The sequence below is a fragment of the Microbacterium sp. NPDC057741 genome, assembly GCF_042798735.1.
Taxonomy (GTDB): domain Bacteria; phylum Actinomycetota; class Actinomycetes; order Actinomycetales; family Microbacteriaceae; genus Microbacterium.
Genome location: NZ_JBHVJW010000001.1, coordinates 94,595 through 115,614 on the forward strand (window position 1 = coordinate 94,595; position 21,020 = coordinate 115,614).

A 21,020-nucleotide genomic window follows, 5' to 3' on the forward strand; every position below is an offset into this window, starting at 1 on the left:
GGACCGCAAAAGTAGACTGAGCAGGACATGATCAGACCCGACCTCTCCCTCCCGATCCCCGAGACCATCGAATCCGCGCACTTCATCGGAATCGGCGGCTCAGGCATGAGCGGGCTGGCCCGCATGTTCCTCGACGCCGGCATCCGCGTGTCCGGGTCCGACCGCGCCGACAGCGCCAACCTCCGCGCTCTCGCCGCTGCCGGCGCGACGGTGCACGTCGGTCATGATGCCGCCCATCTCGGCGACGCCGACACCGTGGTGCACACCGGCGCGATCTGGCCGGAGAACCCGGAATTCCTTCTGGCCAAGGAGCGCGGGCTGCACGTCATCCACCGCTCTCAGGCGCTGCACTGGCTGATCGGCTCACGCCGTCTTGTCTCGGTCGCCGGCGCCCACGGGAAGACGAGCTCGACCGGCATGATCGTCACGGCGCTGCAGGCGCTCGGTGCCGACCCGAACTTCGTCAACGGCGGGGTCATCGAGCAGCTCGGCATCTCCAGCTCTTCCGGGGCGGACGAGCTGTTCGTCATCGAGGCCGACGAGTCCGACGGAACCTTCCTGCTCTACGACACGGCGATCGCGCTGATCACGAACGTCGACCCCGACCACCTGGACTTCTTCGGCTCCGAGGACGCCTTTTACGACGCCTTCACGCGGTTCGGCAACGAGGCATCCGAAGCCGTCGTGATCTCCAGCGACGACGCCGGCGCGCTGCGCGTGCACGCCGGTCTCACGCATCCGAACATCATCACGTTCGGCGAGGCGGCCGACGCGGACGTGCGCGTCGTCGACATCGTCACCGACGGGCCCGTGGCGGCCACGATCGTGCACGGCGCAGACAGCGCTCGCATGCAGCTCGCGGTGCCCGGGGCACACAACGCGATCAACGCCGCGGGCGCGGTCGCGGTGCTGTTGACGCTCGGATACGGGCTGCCGGACGCCGTCAAGGCCGTCGAGGGCTTCGCCGGCACGGTTCGGCGACTGGAGCTGCACGGCACCGAGCGCGGCGTGCGGGTCTACGACGACTACTCGCACCACCCCACCGAGGTGCGGGCAGCTCTGCAGGCGATGCGCACGCTCACCGGCGGTGGCCGGCTGATCGCGATCCAGCAGCCGCACACGTACTCGCGCACGCAGCACATGTACCGCGAGTTCGCCGAGGTGTTGGAGAACTACGCCGACCACACCGTCATGCTCGACGTCTACGGCGCACGCGAGGATCCGGTGCCCGGAGTGACCGGCGAGCTGGTCTCCGGCGCGTTCGCCGATCCTGCGCACGTGCACTACGTCGCCGATTGGCAGGACGCCGCCGACTACACCGCGGGCTTCGCGCGCGACGGCGATGTCGTGGTGACCCTGGGCTGCGGCAACGTCTACCAGATCATCCCGCAGGTGCTCGACTCCCTCCGGCGGACTCCGGAGGTCTGACATGCGACGCCCGGCACCGATTCCGGCCTCGGAGGAGCAGGCGCGCCAGCCGGTTCCATCCGAGCCGGCGCGGCAGCCGGTACCCCTGCGCGGTCAAGCGCCCGAGCCCCGCGGCGACGACGAGACGGCGCCGATCGATCCGATCGCCCCTTCCGAGCCCGCTCCGGCGGTCGAGGTCACCGGAGCGGATGTCTGGCGCGCGGCGCGGGCGCGGCGCAGGGCGCTTCGGGCCGAGATCCGACGCTTCACGTCGCGGTCCCGCCGCCGCCGCACGATCTGGATCGCGTCGATCAGCCTGGTCGCACTGGTGGTGGTCGGCACGTTCGTCGCCGCCTACAGTCCGCTGTTCGCGGTCGAGGACATCTCCGTCGAGGGGGCGAGGACGCTCGATCCGCAGGCGGTCGAGCAGGCGCTGTCGGGCGAGATCGGGAAGCCGCTCGCCCTCGTCGACGACAGCGCGGTGAAGTCCGCGCTGATGGCGTTCCCGCTGATCGAGACCTATGCGCTCGAGGTGCATCCTCCGCACGGACTCACGGTGCGAATCGTCGAGCGCACACCGATCGGCGTGCTCCGGTCGGGGGCCGGGTACACGCTGGTCGACGCGGCGGGCGTCGCCCTCGCCACGACGGATACGCGTCCTGAGGGGCAGCCCCTCCTGGCCATCACCGGGGGTGCGGGCACGCCGGCGTTCGAGAGCGCCGGACTCGTGGTGCGCTCGCTTCCCGCCGAGGTCCGCGCCGTGCTCACCGATGTGCGTGCCGCGACGCCGGACAGCGTCACGCTCATTCTCAAGGGCGGCAAGACGATCCTGTGGGGGAGCGCGGAGGATTCCTCCGCGAAATCCGTCATTCTGTCGAAGCTGATGGCGAAGAATCCGAAATCGCGGACATTCGACGTGTCTTCCCCGACCGTCCCGGTGGTCGGTTGAGGCCTGAGAACGCCGCGATCCGCGATCTGCGCGGCCGATAGCGGCGAAACGCCGTGTCGCTTGCGGGCGCATCGATGCTCGCCGCTTACGTTCATTCCTGAGAACGCAATACCGGGAAATACTTTATACCTCTAGTTGAGGTTTAAGGTTCACATTCTTCAGGCTCTACATAACGGAGGCCGGCCATGAGCCAGAACCAGAACTACCTCGCCGTGATCAAGGTCGTCGGCGTCGGCGGTGGCGGTGTCAACGCCGTCAACCGCATGATCGAGCTCGGCCTTCGCGGTGTCGAGTTCATCGCCGTGAACACCGACGCGCAGGCGCTGCTGATGAGCGATGCCGACGTCAAGCTCGACGTCGGGCGCGAGCTCACCCGCGGTCTCGGCGCCGGAGCCGACCCCGAGGTGGGGCGTCGTGCCGCCGAGGACCACGCAGAGGAGATCGAACAGGCGCTCACCGGAGCCGACATGGTCTTCGTGACCGCGGGCGAGGGCGGCGGCACCGGAACCGGCGGCGCGCCGGTCGTGGCCCGGATCGCGAAGTCGATCGGCGCCCTGACCATCGGCGTCGTGACCAAGCCGTTCTCGTTCGAGGGTCGTCGCCGTCAGAGTCAGGCCGAGGCCGGCGTCTCGAAGCTGAAGGAAGAGGTCGACACCCTCATCGTGGTGCCGAACGACCGCCTCCTCGAGATCAGCGACCGCGGCATCTCGATGATCGAGGCCTTCGCGACGGCCGACCAGGTCCTCCTCGCCGGTGTGCAGGGCATCACCGACCTGATCACGACGCCCGGTCTGATCAACCTCGATTTCGCCGACGTCAAGTCGGTGATGCAGGGTGCGGGCTCCGCGCTGATGGGCATCGGCTCCGCACGTGGTGCGGACCGCGCCATCAAGGCTGCCGAGCTGGCCGTCGAGTCGCCGCTGCTGGAGGCGTCCATCGAGGGTGCACACGGCGTGCTGCTGTCGATCCAGGGCGGATCGAACCTGGGTATCTTCGAGATCCACGATGCCGCCGACCTCGTCAAGGAGGCCGCGCACCCCGAGGCGAACATCATCTTCGGCACGGTCATCGACGACACCCTCGGCGACGAGGTGCGCGTGACGGTGATCGCCGCCGGCTTCGACGGCGGCGAGCCCACTCAGCGCCTCGAGCCGATGGTCATCGAGCGCCCGGCGGCCCCGCTGCCCGAGGTCCAGGTCGAGAAGTCCGAGACCGTCGCCCCGGCGGAGGAGAAGAAGGTCGTCGTCCCGGCGATGAGCTTCGAGCCTTCCGTCGACGACGACAGCGACCTCGACATCCCTGAATTCCTGAAGTGACGACTCGTCGCGCGGTCGGGATCGCCCCGGCGATGCGACCGCGCGACACGCCCGGATGATCGGCGGGCGAATCACCGATCTGCACCCCGACCGGGGTTAACCTCGAACCAGGCCCAGACGATCAACCGGAGGACACGATGGGAAACCCGCTGAAGAAGACCATGGTGTATCTCGGCCTCGCCGATGAGGAAGAGGTCTACGAGGACGAGGCGCCGCAGCACGCCGCTCCCGCAGCGCGACCGCCGCGTGAGCGCGAGCGCGAGGAGCAGGCTCCCGCCCCGGTCACCCCTCTGCGTCGGCCCACGGCCGTCCGTCAGCCGGCTGGAGGCGCCGTGAACGAGATCCTGACCGTGCATCCGAAGCAGTACCGCGATGCCCAGCTGATCGCCGAGAACTTCCGCGACGGCATCCCCGTGATCATCAACCTCTCGCAGATGAGCGATGCTGACGCCCGCCGTCTGATCGACTTCGCGAGTGGACTGTCGCTGGGCCTGTACGGACGCATCGAGCGGGTCACCAGCAAGGTGTTCCTGCTCTCGCCCGAGAACATCGCGGTCTCCGGACACGGCGGCATCGCCCAGGCGGACTCCGCCGGGTTCGATCAGTCCTGACCGCGACCGGCCTTGGAGATCTTGGGCATCGTCGGCGGCATCCTCGACCTGCTTCTGCTGCTGTACATGCTGGTGCTGTTCGCCCGGCTGATCCTCGACTACATTCCGTTGTTCAACCGTGAGTGGCGCCCGAAGGGCGCCGGTCTGGTGGTCGCGGAGTTCATCTACACCATCACGGATCCGCCGATCCGCATGTTCCGACGGCTGATCCCGCCACTGCGCATCGGCACGCTCGCACTCGACTTCGGATGGACTCTCACTCTGCTGTGCGTGCTCATCCTGATGTCGATCGTGCGTGCCGTCTTCCCCTGAGTGACCGCCGTCACAGGTCACAGGCGGGGGGACTATGCTGGCACCCAGGCGCGCGCCCCGGGTACGCGCCAACGATATTCATCGCCAGTGCTCGACATCTGGCGCATCGCACTCATCGAAAGAGGAGCCACCCATGGCACTGTCCCCGGATGACGTCGTCCACAAGGAGTTCCAGCACGTTCGCTTCAAGGACGGATTCGACCCGGACGAGGTCGATGACTTCCTCGACGAGATCGTCATCGAGTGGCGCAAGGCCCTCGAGGAGAACGTCGAGCTGAAGGCCAAGCTGGCGGCTTACGAATCCGGTGAGCGTGCTGCAGCCCCCGCAGCGTCGGCTCCTGCCGCGGCTCCCATTTCGCACGAGGTCGCCGGTTCGGCGACCGCGACCGCCGGCATCATCGAGCTGGCGCAGCGCCTGCACGATGAGCACGTCGCAGAGGGCGAGGCCAAGCGCCAGCAGCTCATCGCCGACGCGCAGACCGAGGTCGAGCGCATCCGCCGCGACGCCGAGGCGAAGCAGCGTGAGCAGTCCGCGCGTCTCGAGCGCGAGCGCAACACGCTCGAGGGTCGCATCACCGAGCTCCGCGAGTTCGAGCGCGACTACCGCTCCAAGCTGCGCGGCCTGATCGAGGGTCAGCTCCGCGACCTCGACCAGCGTGCGGCGTCGAACGACTCGACCCCGGTCTCGGCCATCGGACTGTAAGTCGTTGGCACGTCGTCCCCTTCGTCGGTCGGCGGCCGGTGCGATCGTCGCGATTCTCGCGGCGGTGGTGCTGGCCGCCGATCAGTTTGTGAAGTACCTCACCATCACGTACCTGCCGTACGGTGAGCCGGTGCCCGTGCTGGGCGAATTCCTGCAGCTGATCTACGTGCGCAACCCCGGGGCGGCGTTCTCGATCGGCAAGGGTGCCACCTGGATCTTCACGATCGCGCTCGCGATCGTGGCGGTGGTGATCATCTGGAAGGCGTTCGGTCTGCGCGCGCGGCTCTGGGCGGTCGTCCTCGGATGCCTGTTGGGCGGTGTCCTCGGAAACCTGACGGACCGTGTGTTCCGTGATCCAGGATTCCCCGTCGGACATGTCGTCGACATGATCTCGATGCCGTGGATGATGCCCGCGATCTTCAACGTCGCCGACATCTTCATCGTGACCGGCATGATCTCGGTCGCGCTGCTGGTGCTCTTCGGGCTGCGGTTCGACGGCACGCGCGAGCGCGACCACGAGGCCGCCGAGAAGGCCGCCGCCGAGAAGGCCGCCGCTGCTGAGGACATCGCCGCCGCCGAGGGCCCGACGCCCGAGGCATCCGCCCCATCGGAGGGCTGAGCGTGGAATCGCGCACGCTGCCCGTTCCGGACGGGCTGGACGGCGCCAGGGTCGACGCGGCCCTGGCGAAGATGCTGGGCTTCTCCCGCACATTCGCGGCCGAGGTCGCCGAGGCCGGCGGTGTCGCCCTCGACGGTGTGACGCTCGGCAAGTCCGACCGTCTGCGCGGCGGGGGCTGGCTCGAGGTCAGCTGGCAGGCGAAGGAGGAGCCGCGCATCGTGCCGATCGCGGTTCCCGAACTGGGCATTGTCTACGACGACGATGACATCGTCGTCGTGGACAAGCCCACCGGCGTCGCCGCGCACCCGTCACTGGGCTGGGACGGGCCGACCGTGGTCGGAGCTCTCGCCGCGGCCGGATTCCGGATCGCCACGACCGGCGCTGCCGAGCGGCAGGGCGTCGTGCACCGACTCGACGTGGGCACCAGCGGGCTCATGGTCGTCGCGAAGAGTGAGGCCGCTTACACGGCCCTGAAGCGCGCCTTCAAGGAGCGCACGGTCGAGAAGATCTACCACGCCGTCGTGCAGGGGCACCCGGATCCTCTCGTCGGCACGATCGATGCGCCGATCGGGCGGCATCCGCATCACCAGTGGAAGTTCGCCGTCGTGCCGGACGGCAAGCCGTCCGTGACGCACTACGAGACGCTGGAGGCGTTCCCCGGTGCCTCGCTGCTGGAGATCCACCTCGAGACCGGTCGTACGCACCAGATTCGCGTGCACATGGCCGCGCACCGGCATCCGTGCGTCGGCGACCCGCTGTACGGGGCCGACCCGAAGATGGCCGAGCGGCTCGGCCTGACCCGCCAGTGGCTGCACGCCCACCAGCTGGCTTTCACGCACCCGACGACGGGGGAGTGGGTCGAGTTCGAGTCGCCGTACCCCGCGGACTTCCAGCACGCCCTCGACGTACTGCGCGGCGAATGATGTCTGAGGCCGGTGCGAGACTGCCTGCATGGACATCGAGGTTCGTCCCGCGACAGTCTTCGACGACGTCGCGCTCCTCGTCGGACCGAAGAAGCCGACGTCGCAGTCCTGCTTCTGCCTGAGCTACCGGCTCGGCAGCAAGGAGAGCCGTGCGCTGCAGGGGCGGGAGCGCGCCGACCGCGTGCGCGAGCTCTGTCATCAGGATCCGCCACCCGGCGTCATCGCCTATCAGGATTCTGAGCCTGTCGGCTGGGCCGCACTGCATCCCCGGCGTGACACGAGCTTCGCCGGCAACCGCCTGATCCCGCATGTCGACGAACTCGACGTGTGGTCGCTGTGGTGCTTCCGGGTGAGACCGGGGTTCCGCAAGCAGGGCGTCATGCACGCGCTGATCGACGGCGCGGTCGCCTACGCGCGGGAGCGCGGCGCGCCTGCGATCGAGGGATACCCGGTCGACAACGGCGGCGAGAAGGTCGACCTCACGATGGCATACGTGGGTACGCGCTCGCTGTTCGAGGCGGCCGGGTTCACGAAAGCGGCTGACACGGGCTCGGTGCTCGACGGGTACCCCCGCGTGCTGATGCGGCTCGACCTGAGGTGAACGTCAGAGCTGGGCGCCGCGCGCCGCGGTGACCGCGGCCTCGAGCGATCGCTCCAGGAACGCGACCACGGCGTCGCGATCGGCATCCTCATCCACGGCGAGGGTGACGAAGATCTCCTCGGCGAAGGACACCCAGGCGCGCAGTGTGATCCGCAGCGCTCGGGAGTCCGGCTCGCCGACCTCGACGAGTGCCTCCAGCAGGTGTGCGGCGTTCCGCTCTCGCGATTCGTCGACGACCGCGCGGACGGCGGGATCGCCACTGGCGACGCCGCGGACCAGGGAGAAGAACGTGCCCCGGTGCTCGCGCACGAACATCGCGATGCGCTCCAGCGTGTCGCGCACGCGCTCGCGCGGCGGCAGCTCGGGCCGCGGCTCGGTGGCGGTGAGCAAGGCGTCTCGCGCGGTGGTGACGACCGCGCGATGCATGCCCTGACGGGTTTCGAAGTAGTGGAATATCAGTGCACGGGAGACGCCTGCTCGCTCGGCGAGCTCGTCGATGGTCAACTCGTCCAGCGGATGGTCGCTGAGAAAGTTCACTCCGGTGGCGACGAGCTGGGCGCGGCGCTCATCCGGGGTGAGGCGGACACGACGCTCGACGGGCATGCCGAAATCCTATCGGCGGATGTTATTGACTATGAGTCAATGGGGGTTATGCTCGTAATCGCGTCAACGAGGATGCTCACCCCAGGAGGATCGATGAAGAAGCCCACCATGAAGTTCTCGAAGCTGACCACCACGCACGGCGGGCGCATCGCGCTGGCCGCCGTTCCGGTCGGGATCGCCGCTGCGGTTCTGATGGGGGGAGTGGCGCAGGGACAGGTCCCGGTCTCGTTCGCCGTGTCCGGGAGCCAGTTCCAGATCAGCGCGAGCCAGTTGGAGGGCACCGGGTTCTCTCAGTACGCCGGAGTCGCCACCGACTCCGAGGGCGGCAAGCACACCGTCGCGATCGCGAACATCAAGAGCGCGACCTTGGCGAACTTGTGCCAGGCCGTCGTCACCGAGACCCCGATGGGCAAGGTCGGCGTGCTGATCAAGGCCGGTGGCGGCGACGCCCCGGCATCCGCCACCGATCTTCAGATCGGCATGACCGGCCTGAAGGGCGACGCTTCGTTCGGCAACATCCGCATCGGCGTGGATGCCTCGACTGTCAGCACGAAGGCGAAGGGCACCGCAGGCGACTTCGCCCAGGATGCCGACACCGTCTCGATCAAGGGCCTTCAGCAGACGGCATGGAGCACGCAGGCGTCGGTTTTCACACTGACCGGCATGTCCCTGGAGCTGACGGACGGATCAAAGGGATGCTTCTGAGCGGAGCCCACCCGATGACCGACAGCGAGGACTTGGACGGCACGATGTCGTCGCGGCGCGACCGCCGGGCGGCTGCGCGCGCCGACGCGGATGATGCGGAACTCGACTCCCTGCTCGCGGATGCGGAGGTGGGAGAGGCCGAGCCGGATGTCGTCGACGCGGACGCGTCAGCACAGCCCGGCGCCTGGCAGCGCTTCCGTGCCTGGGCGAAGCGCCGGCCGTTCATCGGCGGGCTGCTCGTCGTGATCGCGGGCTTCGAGATGTTCTTCTCCGGTCAGCTCGACATCGGCCACCTGCACGTGCAGCTGGGCATCGAGGGCCTGCAGGCCACGATCATCCCGATCGCTCTGGTTCTGCTCGGGATCCTCGCGATCTTCATGCCCGTGCACCACGTGTTCTACGGTGTGCTGGCGCTGGCAGTCGCTCTGTACTCGCTGATCGGCGTGAATCTCGGCGGTTTCCTCGTGGGCATGATCCTCGCCTCGGTCGGCGGCGTGCTGGTGGTCGCCTGGATGCCGCGGAAGCATGCTGCGGAGGCCGATGAAGGGGCCGTCTCATGACCGCTGGCCGCATGAGGCTGGCGGCCGCCGTGCTTGCGGTCGGAGCACTGGTCATGCCGCTCACCGTCGGAGCCGCGGCGGCACCGGCCGCGACAGTCAGGCACACGGGGTTCTGCGACGTGTTCCCCTGGCTCTGCCCGAAGCCGGCCGATCCAGCGCCGACGGCGACTCCCACGCCGGCACCGAGCGACCCGGGCGCGGCGACTCCCGCGCCGGGGAAGCCGGTGCTCCCCGGGACGAAACCCGCTGCTCCCACGTCCTCGCCGACGCCCGTCGTCGCCGCGCCGGACACCGGAGCCCCGGTGTTCACGAGCTCTCCGGCTCAGATGGGCTCGAAGGGACTGTCGTTCAGCGGTCTGAAGTCGATCGGCATCGTGACGGTGCCGACGAAGAGCGGCAAGGATGTCCGCGTGCTGAAGATCAGCGCGGACGCCATCACCATCACCGGCTTCTCGCTGACGGTGCGCCCGCCGGACGGCCCGGGTCTGGTGACCAAGGCCGACAAGATGTCGCTTCGGGGCAACGTCACCGTCTACATCGGTTCGATCACCGCCCAGGGGCATGACGGCAAGGCGCTGACTCTCGGGCTGGACACGCCCCCGGCGCTCGACGACATCAGGCCCGGCCTGCTGCGCGTGACGATGGGCCTCGTCGGCACCCTCGCCGACTCGATCTCGTACACGAACACCGACCAGTACATCGTGGAGTGACCGGATCGCCCGCGGCATCCGTCTTCGAGGTCGGATGCCGCGGGTAGGCTCGAATCCATGGCATCCGACTCCTTCGTCCACCTCCATGTGCACAGCGAGTACTCGATGCTGGACGGCGCCGCGCGCGTCGGCCCGCTCGTGCAGGAGGCGGTGAAGCAGGGCATGCCCGCGGTCGCCGTGACCGACCACGGGAACACCTTCGCGGCGTTCGAGTTCTATCGCACGGCGCAGGCCGCGGGCATCAAGCCGATCATCGGCATCGAGGCCTATGTCACGCCCGGCACCCACCGCGGAGACCGCACCCGCGTGCAGTGGGGCTCGCCCGAGCAGCGCAGCGACGACGTCTCCGGTTCCGGTGCGTACACGCACATGACCCTGCTCTCCGAGACCACGGAGGGCATGCACAACCTGTTCCGCCTCTCGTCGAAGGCGAGCATCGAGGGGTACTACTTCAAGCCGCGTATGGACCGCGAGCTGCTGCAGAAGTATTCCAAGGGCCTGATCGCGACGACGGGCTGCCCCTCCGGCGAGATCCAGACCAGGCTGCGCCTGGGCCAGTACGACGCGGCCCGTGCAGCGGCCGCCGAGTTCCAGGACCTGTTCGGCAAGGAGAACTACTTCGCCGAGATCATGGATCACGGCCTCTCCATCGAGCGCCGCATCATGGACGACCTGCTCAAGATCGCGAAGGACCTCGGCATCCCGCTGGTCGGCACCAACGACCTGCACTACACGCATCAGCACGATGCGAAGAGCCACGAGGCGCTGCTGTGCGTGCAGTCCGGTTCCACGATGGACGACCCGAACCGGTTCAAGTTCGACGGTGACGGGTACTACGTCAAGTCCGCGGCCGAGATGCGGCAGCTGTTCCGCGACCACCCCGAGGCGTGCGACAACACCCTCCTGATCGCAGAGCGCTGCGACGTGTCTTTCAACACCAGCGCGAACTACATGCCGCGCTTCCCGGTGCCGCCGGGCGAGACCGAGGAGAGTTGGTTCATCAAGGAGGTCGAGACCGGCCTGCACGCGCGCTATCCCGGTGGCATCCCGGATGACGTGCGCAAGCGCGCCGCGTACGAGACCGACGTCATCACGCAGATGGGCTTCCCCGGCTACTTCCTCGTCGTCGCCGACTTCATCAACTGGGCCAAGAACAACGGCGTGCGCGTCGGACCTGGTCGAGGCTCCGGTGCGGGTTCGATGGCCGCCTACGCGATGAAGATCACCGATCTCGACCCGATCGAGCACGGCCTCATCTTCGAGCGCTTCCTCAACCCCGACCGCGTCTCGATGCCCGACTTCGACGTCGACTTCGACGACCGTCGCCGCGGCGAGGTCATCCAGTACGTCACGGAGAAGTACGGCGACGCGCGCGTGGCGCAGATCGTCACCTACGGCACGATCAAGGCCAAGCAGGCTCTGAAGGATGCCGGCCGAGTGCTGGGCTTCCCGTTCAGCATGGGCGAGCGCCTCACCAAGGCGATGCCGCCGCCCGTGATGGGCAAGGACATGCCCCTGACGGGCATGTTCGACAAGGATCACCCGCGTTTCAAGGAGGCCAGCGAGTTCCGCACGGTCATCGAGACCGACCCAGAGGCGAAGACGGTCTTCGACACCGCCGTCGGCATCGAGAACCTGAAGCGCCAGTGGGGCGTGCACGCCGCCGGTGTGATCATGTCGTCGCATCCGCTGATCGACATCATCCCGATCATGAAGCGCGAGCAGGACGGCCAGATCGTCACGCAGTTCGACTACCCGTCCTGCGAGTCGCTCGGCCTGATCAAGATGGACTTCCTCGGTCTGCGCAACCTGACGATCATCTCGGACGCGCTCGCGAACATCCGGATGAACCGTGGCGAGGAGCTCGTGCTCGAGGATCTCGCACTCGACGACCGGCCCTCCTACGACCTGCTCGCGCGCGGTGACTCGCTGGGCGTGTTCCAGCTGGACGGCGGACCGATGCGCTCGCTGATGCGCCTGATGAAGCCCGACAACTTCGGCGACATCTCGGCACTCATCGCGCTGTACCGTCCAGGCCCGATGGGCGCGAACTCGCACACCAACTACGCGCTGCGCAAGAACGGGCTGCAGGAGATCACACCGATCCATCCGGAGTTCGCGGAGTCGCTCGCCGACATCCTGGAGGAGTCCTACGGACTCATCATCTACCAGGAGCAGGTGATGGCGATCGCGCAGCGGGTGGCAGGCTTCTCGCTCGGTCAGGCGGACATCCTGCGCCGCGCGATGGGCAAGAAGAAGAAGTCCGAGCTGGACAAGCAGTTCGAGGGCTTCCAGGCCGGGATGCACTCGAACGGCTACACGGATGCCGCGGTGCAGGCGCTCTGGGAGATCCTGCTGCCGTTCTCGGACTACGCCTTCAACAAAGCGCACTCCGCCGCCTACGGCGTGATCTCGTACTGGACCGCGTACCTCAAGGCGCACTATCCCGCCGAGTACATGGCCGCGCTGCTCACGAGCGTCGGTGACTCCAAGGACAAGATGGCGCTGTACCTGAACGAGTGCCGGCGCATGGGCATCAAGGTGCTGCCGCCCGACGTCGGTGCATCCATCAACTTCTTCGCGGCAGTCGGCGACGACATCCGCTTCGGTCTGGGCGCCGTGCGCAACGTCGGCAGCAACGTCGTCGACGGCATCGTCGAGGCGCGGCAGAAGGAGCCCTTCACGTCGTTCCACGACTTCCTCAGCAAGGTGCCGCTGCACGTGGCCAACAAGCGCACGGTGGAGTCGCTGATCAAGGCGGGCGCCTTCGACACCATGGGGAACACCCGTCGAGGGCTGCTGGAGATCCACGAGGACGCCGTCGAGGCGGCTGTGGGCATCAAGCGCAACGAGGCCACAGGTGCGATCGGCTTCGACTTCGACAGCCTGTACGAGGCCGACGAGGTGCAGCCGCCGCAGGTGCCGGAGCGCCCGGAGTGGACCAAGAAGGACAAGCTCGCCTTCGAGCGCGAGATGCTCGGCCTGTACGTCTCGGATCATCCGCTCGCCGGGCTCGAGGTGCCGCTGGCCAAGCACGCGTCGATCTCGATCCACGACCTGCTCGCATCCGAGGACCTGCAGGACGGCGACCAGGTCACCGTCGCAGGTCTGGTCACCAGCGTGCAGCACCGCGTGGCGAAGGCCAGCGGCAACCCGTACGGCATGATCACCGTCGAGGACTTCAACGGCGAGGTGACCGTCATGTTCATGGGCAAGACGTACACCGAGTTCCAGCACGTGCTGCAGCAGGACGCGATCCTCGCGGTGCGCGGGCGCGTGTCCCGTCGTGATGACGGGCTCAACCTGCATGCGCAGTCGGCGTTCGCTCCCGACATCGGCTCCTTCGACGCGGCCGGCCCGCTGTCGCTGGTGGTCGCCGAGCAGCGCGCCACGGAGCGCGTCATGACCGATCTCGCCGAAGTGCTGCGACGGCACTCCGGCGAGACCGAGGTCGTGCTGCGCGTGCACAGGGGCGGGATGGCCAAGGTGTTCGAGGTGCCGATGCCGGTGTCGGTCTCAGCCGATCTCTTCGGCGATCTGAAGTCGCTGCTCGGGCCGTCCTGTCTGGGCTGAAACGCGTAGCGCGGCGACTCGCGCGGCGGTCGGGCGCCGTTCGCCGGTAGGATCGGATGCCGTACCCGGCGTCGCGACCTCCCCATCCGTGCGCCGCGACGAAAGGACGTATCGATGAGCACTGCGGCCCAGGACGAAGGCGTGCTGTACGAGGAGCAGGTCGAGCCGGAGCACGGCATCCTCGGGATGACCCTGCGTGAACTGCTGATCGTGGCACTGTGGGTGATCGGCTTCATCGTGTCGTTCTTCCCGGTCGGCGGGCCGGCGTCGTCGACGCTGTGGCAGAGCGGCCTGCACTGGCTCCTGCCGATCGCGGTGCCCACAGTCGCAGTGTTCCTCATCGTGCTGCGGAGGTTCTCGCCGGAGGGCATCCGCAGGATCGGCTCGCTCGGTGTCGACCAGTTCGCGTCTGTCGCGTTCTCGGTCTCGGCGGTGCTCTGGGTTCAGCTGCTCTGGGACCTCGGTGCTGTTTCGGGATCGGTCGGATGGTCTCCGATCGTGGAGACCATCGTGGCGCTCGCGCTCGTCGTGCTCACCGTGCTCGCGCCGCTGATCCCCGGCCTCCGTGAGGACTTCCATGGCCGGCTCGAGACTCTCGCGCACCGCAACGCGAATCCGGTCAGGCCGGTGATCGCACGCCCGAGCGCCGCGCCGGAACTGCTCGCCATCGAAGCGCCGGTCCATGAGGACGAGGCGGCCGAGTCGGCGGCCGAGGAGGAGGTGGACCTGCTGTTCGCCTCGAACACCGATGCCGTGACGGAGATCCTCTCGCCCCTCGACGAAGACGACGCCGAGGTCGAGGCAGCGGAGCCGAGCTACGACACGGCCGGGTACGACGTGCCGGACGACACGACCCACCCCGTGTCCACCCCGAAGGCCACGGATGCAGCGCAGCCGTTCTGGATCCTGACCCCCGACGCGCGCGAGGTGCTCGACGAGCACGGGCAGGAGCTGTTCACCATCGGACCCCACGCGTGGGCGCTGGTGATCGAGGATCGCGGCGGCGCCTATGTCGTCCGGCATGACGACGGCCGCATCGGCTACCTGCACGACATCACGAACGTCACGAAGGGCTGAACAGGGTTTGCGCACCATCGATCTCCGCGGACGGGAACTCTCCGCCGCGGCCATGCTCGCCGCCGTCCCACGCGCCGTCCAGGCACGCGCCGAGGCGCTCGACACCGCTGCCCGCATCGTCGACGACGTGCATCTCCGCGGTGAGGAGTCGCTGCGCGAACAGGCCGAGCGCTTCGACAGGGTGACGGGCCACGACATCCGCGTTCCCGCTGAGCACCTCGCCGAGGCGCTCGCCTCCGTCGACCCCCGCGTCCGCGCTGCTCTCGAGGCGGCCATCGACCGGGTGCGCCGCGGATCCGCCGCGCAGGTCCCGGCCACGCGGACCACCGAGATCGGACCCGGCGCGCGGATCGTGCAGCGCTGGCAGCCGGTCGACCGCGTCGGCGTGTACATCCCGGGCGGCAAGGCGGCCCTGGCATCCAGTGTCGTGATGAACGTCGTCCCCGCTCAGGTCGCCGGTGTCGCGCGCATCGCGCTCGCATCACCTGCGCAGAACGCGCACGGTGGGCGGATCGATCCGACCATCCTCGCCGCCGCTGCGCTGCTCGGCGTCGACGAGGTGTACGCGATGGGAGGCGCCGGCGCGATCGGCGCACTCGCCTGGGGCGTGGAGAGTCTCGGCCTCGACCCTGTCGACGTCGTCGCCGGCCCAGGCAACAACTACGTCGCTTCGGCCAAGCGCGCTGTCGCGGGCATCGTCGGCACGGATTCCGAGGCCGGGGCGACCGAGATCCTCATCGTCGCCGATGCCGATGCCGACCCTCGGCTCGTCGCGGCGGACCTGATCAGCCAGGCCGAGCATGACGAGCAGGCCTCGGCGGTGCTGGTCACGGACTCGCCCGAACTCGCGGAGCGTGTGGCAGGCGAGGTCGTCACGCTCGCCGCGCGCACGCGGCACAGCGAACGCGTCGCCATCTCGCTCGGCGGGCCGCAGTCCGCGATCGTGCTCGTCGACGACCGCGCCATGGCGGTCGCGTTCAGCAACGCCTACGCGCCGGAGCACCTCGAGCTGCACCTGGAGGATGCCGAGACCGCGTCCGCCGCATTCACCAGCGCCGGTGCCGTGTTCGTCGGCGACCAGACGCCGGTGAGTCTCGGCGACTACATGGCGGGCAGCAACCACGTACTGCCGACCGGGGGACAGGCGCGCTACGCGCCGGGTCTCGGTGCCTACACGTTCCTCCGTCCGCAGCAGGTGATCTCCTACGACCGCACCGCGCTCGCCCAGGCCAGGGAGGGCGTCGTCGCGCTCGCGGACGTCGAGGGACTGCCCGCGCACGGCGAGGCCGTCGAGGCGCGATTCGCCGACCGGGACTGACCCGGCGAGTACTCTGGAGCATCATGCACTGCCCCTTCTGCCGGCACCCGGACTCCCGCGTGATCGATTCGCGCACCAGCGACGACGGTCTGTCGATCCGCCGCAGACGTCAGTGCCCCGAATGCGGTGGTCGATTCACGACGACCGAGACCGCGAGCCTCGCGGTGATCAAGAGGTCGGGCGTGAGCGAGCCGTTCAGCCGTGACAAGGTCATCACCGGCGTGCGCAAGGCGTGCCAGGGACGGCCCGTGACCGAGGCCGACCTCGCCGTCCTCGCCCAGCGCGTCGAGGAGGCGGTCCGCCAGACGGGCGTCTCGCAGTTGGACACGAACGAGATCGGTCTGGCCATCCTCGGACCGCTCCGTGAGCTCGACGAGGTGGCCTTCCTGCGGTTCGCCAGCGTCTACCAGGCGTTCGACTCGCTCGAGGACTTCGAGTCCGCGATCGGCGACCTGCGCGCTGACCGCGAGAAAGCCGCCGCCGAAGACCGGTAATCTGGCAGGGATGTATCCGCTGCTCTTCCGCCTCGTCCTGTCGCGCTTCGATCCGGAGTTCGCGCACCACGCCGGCATGGCCGTGATCCGGGTGGCCGGTGTGCCGCCGTTCTCCTGGGCTGCCCGCGCGCTGACCAGGCCGCATCCGGAGCAGCGCGTGCAGGCGCTCGGGCTGTCATTCCCCTCGCCGTTCGGCGTCGCCGCCGGTTTCGACAAGAACGCCGTCGGTGTGCGCGGCCTCGCCGCGCTCGGTTTCGGGCACGTCGAGATCGGCACCGTTACCGCGATCCCGCAGGACGGCAACCCGAAGCCGCGACTGTTCCGGCTCGTCGCCGATCGCGCGGTCATCAATCGCATGGGGTTCAACAACGCGGGGGCGGATGCCGCGGCGAAGCGCCTCGTGAAGCTGCGCCGCCGCAGGCCGCAGACCGTCATCGGCGTGAACATCGGCAAGAGCCGGGTGGTCGACGTCGAGAACGCGACCGCGGACTATGTGGCATCCGCAACGCGGCTCGCGCCGCTCGCCGACTACCTGGCCGTGAACGTCTCCTCGCCGAACACTCCCGGCCTGCGTGGCCTGCAGGCCGTCGAGACGCTCACCCCGCTGCTGCGCGCGGTGAAGGATGCCGCGGGGAAGACGCCGCTGCTGGTGAAGATCGCCCCGGATCTGCCCGACGAGGAGATCGCAGCGATCGCGGCGATGGCAGTGTCGGAGGGACTCGCGGGCATCATCGCGCACAACACCACGATCGGCCGCGAGGGTCTGGTCACCGATCCGTCCGTCGTCGAGGCGGCGGGAGCGGGCGGGCTGTCCGGCGCGCCGTTGAAGCAGCGTTCGCTCGAAGTGCTCGCCGTCGTGCGTGCCGCCGTCCCGGCCGACTTCTGCGTGATCGCGGTCGGCGGAGTCGAGACCGCGGAGGACGTGCAGAGGCGACTGGATGCCGGTGCGACGCTGGTGCAGGGCTACACGGCGTTCCTGTACCGCGGACCGTTCTGGGCACGCCAGATCAACCGCGGCCTGCGCAGCGCCGCTCGCTGAGCGTTCTCCGTCTCGCTGCGCGCGCCCCGGCCGAGTTGCCGTGTCAGGCGGGGTACTGCCCGCGCTTGACCTGCGGCTTCGGAAGGCGCATGAAGCGCATCTGCAGGGAGCGCATGGCCGCGTACCAGCCGAGGCCGCGCTCGAGGCGCTCCTTGCCGAACTTGGCAGCCGCCTTGCGCTTGACCCGCCACGCCAGCAGGACCATGTCGAGCACGGCGAGCAGCATGAACACCCACAGGGCGATCATCGCGCTGTAGGCGATCGTCGTGATCGGCATCAGCGCCGCGATGATGACGACGATCATCATCGCCATCACCCACTCGCTGAGATGCCAGCCGGCGTCGACGTAGTCGCGCACCCAGCGGCGCTGCGGACCCTGGTCGCGCGCAGGAAGGTACTTGTCCTCGCCCCGCTCCATGCCCAGACGTGCGCGGTCGCGGCGCGCCTGCAGGTCGGCCTTCGCCGCGGCTCGGGCCTCCTTGGTGTCCGCCACGAGGGGACGGCGGCGAGCGGCCTCCTGCTCGGCACGAGTCGGGGTGGCGCGCCCCTTGCCGACGGCGGGCGTCTCGGGTGCGTCGTCGCTGGCGGGGGGAGTGGAAGCGGGCACAGCAGTCCTCATGTCTTGGAACGGGATGTTCCTTAAGATTACTCGCATGACCACCATCTCCTCCCCGTCGTCCGCCGAGCAGGACGCATCCGTCCTGGAAGTCGTCGCCACCGGCATCCCGGCCGCCCTGTCCGATCTCGGATCCCTGGTGCGGATTCCGGGCATCGCGTGGCCCGCGTTCGATCAGACCCAGCTGGAGCGCAGCGCCGACGCCGTCGCCGATCTCGCACGCGGAACGGGCGTCTTCGACGAGGTGCGCGTGCTCCGCGCCGCCATCCCCGGCACGGATGAGACGGGCCAGCCGGCCGTGCTGGCGACGAAGAAGGCGCGCAACGGGCGTCCGACGATCCTGCTCTACGCGCACCACGACGTGCAGCCGCACGGCGACGAGGCGCTCTGGGAGACCCCGCCGTTCGAGCCGACAGTGCGCGACGGCAGGCTCTACGGGCGCGGCGCGGCGGACGACAAGGCCGGAATCATGTCGCACATCGCCTCATTGCGCGCGGTGTCCGAGGTGCTGGGCGATGAGTTCGACCTCGGAGTCTCGATGTTCATCGAGGGCGAGGAGGAGTACGGCTCGCGGTCGTTCGCGCAGTTCCTCTCCGACAACGCCGATGCGCTGCGCGCAGACGCGATCGTCGTCGCGGACTCGGGAAACTGGGATCAGCGCACGCCGGGGCTGACGGTAACGCTGCGCGGGAACGCCCGCTTCACGCTCAAGATCCGCACGCTCGAGCACGCGTCGCACTCCGGCATGTTCGGGGGAGCGGTTCCGGACGCGATGATGGCGGCCGTCACCCTGCTGGCCACCCTGTGGGACGCCGACGGCGCCGTCGCCGTCGAGGGACTGCAGGCGAGGGATGCGGCGACGCCGGCCTACGGCGAGGACACGCTTCGCGAAGAGACCGGGCTGCTTCCCGGCGTGTCGCCGATCGGGCGTGACGAGATCCTGAGCCGAATCTGGAACAAGCCCTCCGTCACGATCACCGGAATCGACGCGACCAGCGTGGCGGCGGCGTCCAACACGCTGCTGCCGGAGGTGAGCGTCGTGATCAGCTCCCGTGTCGCGCCAGGGCAGCGGGCGAAGGACGCGTACGACGCACTCGAGGCGCACCTGCGTGCGCACGCGCCGTACGGCGCGGAGCTGACGTTCTCGGACGTGGACCTCGGCGACGGGTTCCTCGTCGACACCGCCGGCTGGGCGGTCGAGCTCACCCGCGGCGCGATGGCGGACGGCTACGGCGTCGCACCGGTCGACCTCGGCGTCGGCGGCTCGATCCCGTTCATCGCGGACCTGGTGCGTGAGTTCCCCGGCGCCCAGATCCTGGTCACCGGCGTCGAGGACCCGCACTCGCGCGCGCACAGTCCCAACGAGTCGCTGCATCTGGACACCTTCCGCAATGCGGTGCGTGCCGAAGCGCTGCTGCTGGCTCGGATGAACGGCACCACGCAGGGTTGAACGACCGGCCGTCGCGAGCCTTGCGGCGGTAGACTTCGAACAGGGCGGCGTCCGCGCCGCACGAGTACTCAAGGAGTGACATGAGCGACACCACGCTGACCGAGACGAGCACCCGCGCGCACGGCGTCGGCCTGACCGACGCCGCCGCACTGAAGGTGAAGAGCCTGCTCGAGCAGGAGGGCCGCGACGACCTGCGTCTGCGCGTCGCCGTCCAGCCGGGCGGATGCTCGGGCCTGATCTACCAGCTCTACTTCGATGAGCGGTACCTCGACGGCGACGAGACCGTCGATTTCGACGGGGTCGAGGTCATCGTCGACAACATGAGCGTTCCGTACCTCGACGGCGCTTCGATCGACTTCAAGGACACCATCTCGGAGCAGGGGTTCACCATCGACAACCCCAACGCCCAGGGCTCCTGCGCCTGCGGCGACAGCTTCCACTGACCGGTCGCCAACCTGCGTGGTTGGCATGAATCAGGTGTGAGGTTGCCCTAGACTTGGGGTTGCCCCTGTCCGAGATCTGAAAGGTGCACCGTGCCTTCGAAACGCCGCCTTCGTTGGGTAGCGATCCCCCTGGGAATCGCTACAGCTGTGGCTCTGGCGGGATGTTCTCCGCTTGAGACCCACGGCTTCCTCCCGGGCTTCGTAGAGGGCGGCACCGCCGCCACGAACCAGACCACGCGAGTCGAATCGTTGTGGGTGAACTCCTGGATCGTGCTGCTCGCCGTCGGCATCATCACGTGGGGTCTGATGGGCTGGGCGCTCGCGGTCTACCGCCGGCGCAAGGGCCAGACCGGCCTGCCCGTGCAGCTCCGCTACAACATGCCCATCGAGATCCTCTACACGGTGATCCCGCTGATCTTCATCATGGGCATGTTCTTCTTCACCGCTCGTGATCAGACCGAGATCGAGACGCAGTGGAAGAACCCCGACGTCGAGGTCACCGCGATCGCCAAGCAGTGGGCGTGGGACTTCCAGTACGACGGTGAGCAGAAGGACAACTCCGACGCCGTCTGGACCATGGGCGTTCAGGCCCAGGCCGATGCGAAGGGCGACATCGACCGCGACAAGCTGCCCACGCTGGTGCTCCCGGTCGACCAGAAGGTCAAGATCGACCTGCAGTCGCGCGACGTCATCCACTCCTTCTGGATCATCGACTTCCTGTACAAGAAGGACATGTACATCGGCAAGGACAACTCGTGGTCCTTCATCCCGACGCGCATCGGTGAGTACGACGGAAAGTGCGCCGAGCTGTGTGGTGAATACCACTCGATGATGCTGTTCAACGTCAAGGTCGTGTCCCAGGCCGACTACCAGGACTACCTCGACGAACTGCGTGAGAAGGGCAACACCGGTGACATCACCGATGCCTACGATCGTCTGTCCAACCTTCCGGGCACCGGATCGAACTCGGGCGCGAAGGAAGAGGAGTAAG

22 protein-coding genes are annotated in these 21,020 nt (G+C 68.2%); 20 read left to right on the forward strand and 2 right to left on the reverse strand.

Annotated elements, in window-relative coordinates; all coding sequences use genetic code 11:
* Positions 1-27 precede the first annotated feature (27 nt).
* The 9 genes from murC to ACFVDO_RS00510 all read left to right on the forward strand — a co-directional run bounded on the left by murC (position 28) and on the right by ACFVDO_RS00510 (position 7,441).
* A complete protein-coding gene (gene murC, locus ACFVDO_RS00470; protein ID WP_378859816.1) occupies positions 28-1,428 on the forward strand; it encodes a UDP-N-acetylmuramate--L-alanine ligase in 1,401 nt (466 codons plus the stop codon).
* A 1-nt stretch (position 1,429) separates the two neighbouring features.
* A complete protein-coding gene (locus ACFVDO_RS00475) occupies positions 1,430-2,356 on the forward strand; it encodes an FtsQ-type POTRA domain-containing protein (protein WP_378859817.1) in 927 nt (308 codons plus the stop codon).
* A gap of 185 nt (positions 2,357-2,541) precedes the next feature.
* On the forward strand, positions 2,542-3,672 hold the full coding sequence (gene ftsZ / locus ACFVDO_RS00480) for a cell division protein FtsZ (RefSeq protein WP_378859818.1): 1,131 nt from the start codon (positions 2,542-2,544) through the stop codon (positions 3,670-3,672).
* A 137-nt stretch (positions 3,673-3,809) separates the two neighbouring features.
* Positions 3,810-4,283 (forward strand): cell division protein SepF, encoded by a 474-nt coding sequence (locus ACFVDO_RS00485; RefSeq protein WP_378858395.1) that lies wholly within the window; start codon positions 3,810-3,812, stop codon positions 4,281-4,283.
* Positions 4,284-4,295: 12 nt separating this feature from the next.
* Complete coding sequence (locus ACFVDO_RS00490) at positions 4,296-4,595, forward strand: YggT family protein (RefSeq protein WP_378858396.1); 300 nt, start codon at positions 4,296-4,298, stop codon at positions 4,593-4,595.
* 133 nt (positions 4,596-4,728) lie between these two features.
* Positions 4,729-5,298, forward strand: a complete 570-nt coding sequence (locus tag ACFVDO_RS00495; RefSeq protein ID WP_378858397.1) for a DivIVA domain-containing protein — start codon at positions 4,729-4,731, stop codon at positions 5,296-5,298.
* Positions 5,299-5,302: 4 nt separating this feature from the next.
* The gene (gene lspA / locus ACFVDO_RS00500) at positions 5,303-5,917 is read left to right on the forward strand and encodes a signal peptidase II (protein ID WP_378858398.1); all 615 of its coding nucleotides are present in this window, start codon (positions 5,303-5,305) and stop codon (positions 5,915-5,917) included.
* A gap of 2 nt (positions 5,918-5,919) precedes the next feature.
* On the forward strand, positions 5,920-6,840 hold the full coding sequence (locus tag ACFVDO_RS00505) for an RluA family pseudouridine synthase (RefSeq protein ID WP_378858399.1): 921 nt from the start codon (positions 5,920-5,922) through the stop codon (positions 6,838-6,840).
* Between the two features lie 28 nt (positions 6,841-6,868).
* Positions 6,869-7,441 carry a GNAT family N-acetyltransferase gene (locus tag ACFVDO_RS00510; protein ID WP_378858400.1) on the forward strand — a complete coding sequence of 191 codons (573 nt, stop codon included), beginning with the start codon at positions 6,869-6,871 and terminating at the stop codon, positions 7,439-7,441.
* A gap of 3 nt (positions 7,442-7,444) precedes the next feature.
* On the opposite strand, the gene ACFVDO_RS00515 is transcribed toward ACFVDO_RS00510, so the two are convergent.
* The gene (locus tag ACFVDO_RS00515) at positions 7,445-8,044 is read right to left on the reverse strand and encodes a TetR/AcrR family transcriptional regulator (RefSeq protein WP_378858401.1); all 600 of its coding nucleotides are present in this window, start codon (positions 8,042-8,044) and stop codon (positions 7,445-7,447) included.
* Positions 8,045-8,152: 108 nt separating this feature from the next.
* Between ACFVDO_RS00515 and ACFVDO_RS00520 the strand changes: the two genes are divergently transcribed.
* The 8 genes from ACFVDO_RS00520 to ACFVDO_RS00555 all read left to right on the forward strand — a co-directional run bounded on the left by ACFVDO_RS00520 (position 8,153) and on the right by ACFVDO_RS00555 (position 17,520).
* On the forward strand, positions 8,153-8,749 hold the full coding sequence (locus tag ACFVDO_RS00520; protein ID WP_378858457.1) for a DUF6230 family protein: 597 nt from the start codon (positions 8,153-8,155) through the stop codon (positions 8,747-8,749).
* 14 nt (positions 8,750-8,763) lie between these two features.
* Positions 8,764-9,309, forward strand: coding sequence for a DUF6114 domain-containing protein (locus ACFVDO_RS00525; protein WP_378858402.1), 546 nt, complete (start codon positions 8,764-8,766; stop codon positions 9,307-9,309).
* Entirely contained in the window at positions 9,306-10,019 is a 714-nt protein-coding gene (locus ACFVDO_RS00530; protein WP_378858403.1) for a hypothetical protein, read from the forward strand. The genes ACFVDO_RS00525 and ACFVDO_RS00530 overlap by 4 nt, the downstream gene beginning before the upstream one ends.
* A gap of 57 nt (positions 10,020-10,076) precedes the next feature.
* Complete coding sequence (dnaE, locus tag ACFVDO_RS00535) at positions 10,077-13,592, forward strand: DNA polymerase III subunit alpha (RefSeq protein ID WP_378858404.1); 3,516 nt, start codon at positions 10,077-10,079, stop codon at positions 13,590-13,592.
* Between the two features lie 114 nt (positions 13,593-13,706).
* Positions 13,707-14,669, forward strand: a complete 963-nt coding sequence (locus tag ACFVDO_RS00540; protein ID WP_378858405.1) for a hypothetical protein — start codon at positions 13,707-13,709, stop codon at positions 14,667-14,669.
* Between the two features lie 7 nt (positions 14,670-14,676).
* Positions 14,677-15,987 (forward strand): histidinol dehydrogenase, encoded by a 1,311-nt coding sequence (hisD, locus tag ACFVDO_RS00545; RefSeq protein ID WP_378858406.1) that lies wholly within the window; start codon positions 14,677-14,679, stop codon positions 15,985-15,987.
* A gap of 23 nt (positions 15,988-16,010) precedes the next feature.
* Positions 16,011-16,481: a transcriptional regulator NrdR gene (nrdR, locus tag ACFVDO_RS00550; protein ID WP_378858407.1), complete on the forward strand. Its 471-nt coding sequence runs from the start codon at positions 16,011-16,013 to the stop codon at positions 16,479-16,481.
* 10 nt (positions 16,482-16,491) lie between these two features.
* Entirely contained in the window at positions 16,492-17,520 is a 1,029-nt protein-coding gene (locus tag ACFVDO_RS00555; RefSeq protein ID WP_378858408.1) for a quinone-dependent dihydroorotate dehydrogenase, read from the forward strand.
* Between the two features lie 43 nt (positions 17,521-17,563).
* On the opposite strand, the gene ACFVDO_RS00560 is transcribed toward ACFVDO_RS00555, so the two are convergent.
* Positions 17,564-18,139: a DUF3043 domain-containing protein gene (locus ACFVDO_RS00560; RefSeq protein WP_378858409.1), complete on the reverse strand. Its 576-nt coding sequence runs from the start codon at positions 18,137-18,139 to the stop codon at positions 17,564-17,566.
* 34 nt (positions 18,140-18,173) lie between these two features.
* Between ACFVDO_RS00560 and ACFVDO_RS00565 the strand changes: the two genes are divergently transcribed.
* The 3 genes from ACFVDO_RS00565 (at position 18,174) to coxB (ending at position 21,019) form a co-directional block, all read left to right on the forward strand.
* A complete protein-coding gene (locus ACFVDO_RS00565) occupies positions 18,174-19,586 on the forward strand; it encodes a dipeptidase (RefSeq protein ID WP_378858410.1) in 1,413 nt (470 codons plus the stop codon).
* Positions 19,587-19,666: 80 nt separating this feature from the next.
* A complete protein-coding gene (erpA, locus tag ACFVDO_RS00570; RefSeq protein ID WP_378858411.1) occupies positions 19,667-20,029 on the forward strand; it encodes an iron-sulfur cluster insertion protein ErpA in 363 nt (120 codons plus the stop codon).
* Between the two features lie 90 nt (positions 20,030-20,119).
* A complete protein-coding gene (coxB, locus tag ACFVDO_RS00575) occupies positions 20,120-21,019 on the forward strand; it encodes a cytochrome c oxidase subunit II (protein WP_378858412.1) in 900 nt (299 codons plus the stop codon).
* The last annotated feature ends 1 nt before the right edge of the window (position 21,020 follow it).